Origin of the sequence: Bradyrhizobium sp., from assembly GCF_049691595.1 — a bacterium.
In the GTDB taxonomy this organism is placed as follows: Bacteria; Pseudomonadota; Alphaproteobacteria; order Rhizobiales; family Xanthobacteraceae; genus Bradyrhizobium.
In genome coordinates this window covers 1-2,146 of the sequence record NZ_JBAVNZ010000119.1, presented here as the reverse complement: position 1 = coordinate 2,146, position 2,146 = coordinate 1, and the positions used below count along the sequence as shown (strand labels likewise).

Here is a 2,146-nt window from a genome sequence, read left to right as displayed (position 1 = left end):
TCTCTCCCCCTTGCGGGAGAGGGCATCACCCGCATCGGCAACAAACTCGCTTGGGTGAGGGGTTGGCTCCGCGGATAAACATCTCTCCGTGGATAGAGAGCCCTCATCCGCCTTCGCTGCGCGAAGGCACCTTCTCCCACAAGGGGAGAAGGATTAAAGCTACACCGGCGTGAAGAACGGCAGCGGCGCGCCGTCGGTCGGCTTGAACACCACTTTCACCTTCTGGCCGATCTTCAGTTTCTCCAGGTCGCAGTCGACGAAGTTGGTCTGCAGCGAGGGACCTTCCTTCAGCGTCACATAACCGATCGCATAAGGGCCGGTCGGCGACTTGCGCATCAGGCTGAAGGTATAGATCGTGCCCTCGCCGGAGCTTTGCTCCCACACCGTCTGCTCGGAGAAGCAGAACGGGCAGATCGAGCGCGGAAAGTAATGCGGCTCGCCGCAGGCGATGCAGCGCTTGATCATGAACCTGCCCGCTCTCGCCGCGTCCCAGAACGGCGCGGTTTCGGGGTTGGTCACCGGCGCCGGATATTTCTTGCTGTCTGCCATCACGCACGCTCCAGGATGCAGGTCGAGGCGGCGTGGCGAACGCCCAGAAGTCCGCCGGTGCCGTGCGCGACCGCGAGGTCGCAGTTTTTCACCTGCACCTTTGGATGCGCTTCGCCGCGCAACTGCCGCACCGCTTCGATGATTTTTGTCATGCCGCCGCGGTTGACGGGATGATTGCTGCAGAGGCCGCCGCCGTCGGTGTTGAACGGCAATTTGCCGACGCCGGAAATCAGGTTGCCGTCGGCGACGAACTTGCCGCCCTCGCCCTTGTTGCAGAAGCCGAGGTCCTCGAGCTGCATCAGCACCGTGATGGTGAAGCTGTCATAGATCGAGGCGTATTTGATGTCCTTCGGCGTCACGCCCGCCTCCTCGAACGCGCGCGGACCGGACCACACGCCGGCCGAATAAGTGAGGTCGAGATCCTTGCCGCCGCGCGGGCCCTTCATCGCCTCGCCATGGCCGATCAGCCGCACCAGCGGCTTTTTCAGGCTCTTTGCAATCTCCGGCGTAGTGACGATCAGCGCGCCGCCGCCGTCCGAGACGACGCAGCAATCCATGCGACGCAGTGGGTCCGATATCATCGGCGAGTTCAGCACGTCCTCGACGGTGACGACGTCTTTGAGCATCGCATGCGGATTGTGTTGCGCATGATGGGAGGCCGCGACCTTGATCCAGGCGAGCTGTTCGCTGGTGGTGCCATAGTCGTGCATGTGGCGCATGGCGCACATGCCGTAGGCATTATGGGTGGTGGCGCCGTAGGCCGCCTCGAAATCGGCTTCGGCGCCGGCCGCGCGCGGCGGCATCGGCCCGGTGCGCGGCTTGCCCGCCAGCGTGATCAGCGCGACCCTGCATTTGCCGGCGGCGATCGCTTCGGCCGCGTGGCCGAGATGGATCAGATAGGAGCAGCCGCCGGTCTCGGTGGAATCGACGTGACGCACTTTCAGCCCGAGATAATCCACCATCGGCCAGAGGCCGCCCGGGGCGTCGCCGGCGCAGAAATAACCGTCGATATCGGCCTTGGTCAGGCCGGCATCCTCGATCGCGCCCCTGGCGACTTCGGCATGCAATTGTGCGGTGGATTTATCGGGTGCGTGCCGGGTTGGATGCTCAAAAATCCCGGCAATGTAGGCCTTGCCCTTGATGGTCAAATCGTTCTCCGCTGGCGTTTCTTGTTCGCAAGCGTTTTTCTGGCCTGTCGGGGCGGCCTTGGCAAGCGCCGAAATATTCCGCCAGGCGAGACGGGCATGACACCCCGCTCTCGCGGCGCGACGCGCCCGAGTTGTGCAAGTATTCTTCGCCCCTCGAAAACAGAGGGCGCAGGGAATGCCGGATGCGCGCTGCACCCGCGGTCTCGTGTGCAAGATTGTGCGAAGAATGCGCACACGAGCATACAGGTTCAGCGGAGGCAATCCGACATTCCCTGCGCAATGGTTTTACGGCTTACTTCGCGCTCTCCCCGGAGAATCGGGCTTTGTTGTCTCCGTCGCCCGCGGATAGCTGGCTCATCCGCGCCCGGTCGGGCCGACTTGCCTTCCGCAGACTTGACGCCAACCACTGAGGCGTCAGGACCACACGACTTCGCCGTACGCTTCAGCAT

At 63.2% G+C, this 2,146-nt stretch carries 2 protein-coding genes; both read right to left on the bottom strand.

Annotation, left to right across the window (positions count from 1 at the left end; all coding sequences use genetic code 11):
- Positions 1-159: 159 nt before the first annotated feature.
- The gene (locus WCE35_RS05350; protein ID WP_424592305.1) at positions 160-549 is read right to left on the bottom strand and encodes a Zn-ribbon domain-containing OB-fold protein; all 390 of its coding nucleotides are present in this window, start codon (positions 547-549) and stop codon (positions 160-162) included.
- Positions 549-1,697 (bottom strand): thiolase domain-containing protein, encoded by a 1,149-nt coding sequence (locus tag WCE35_RS05345; protein ID WP_424592304.1) that lies wholly within the window; start codon positions 1,695-1,697, stop codon positions 549-551. The genes WCE35_RS05350 and WCE35_RS05345 overlap by 1 nt, the downstream gene beginning before the upstream one ends.
- Positions 1,698-2,146: the final 449 nt, after the last annotated feature.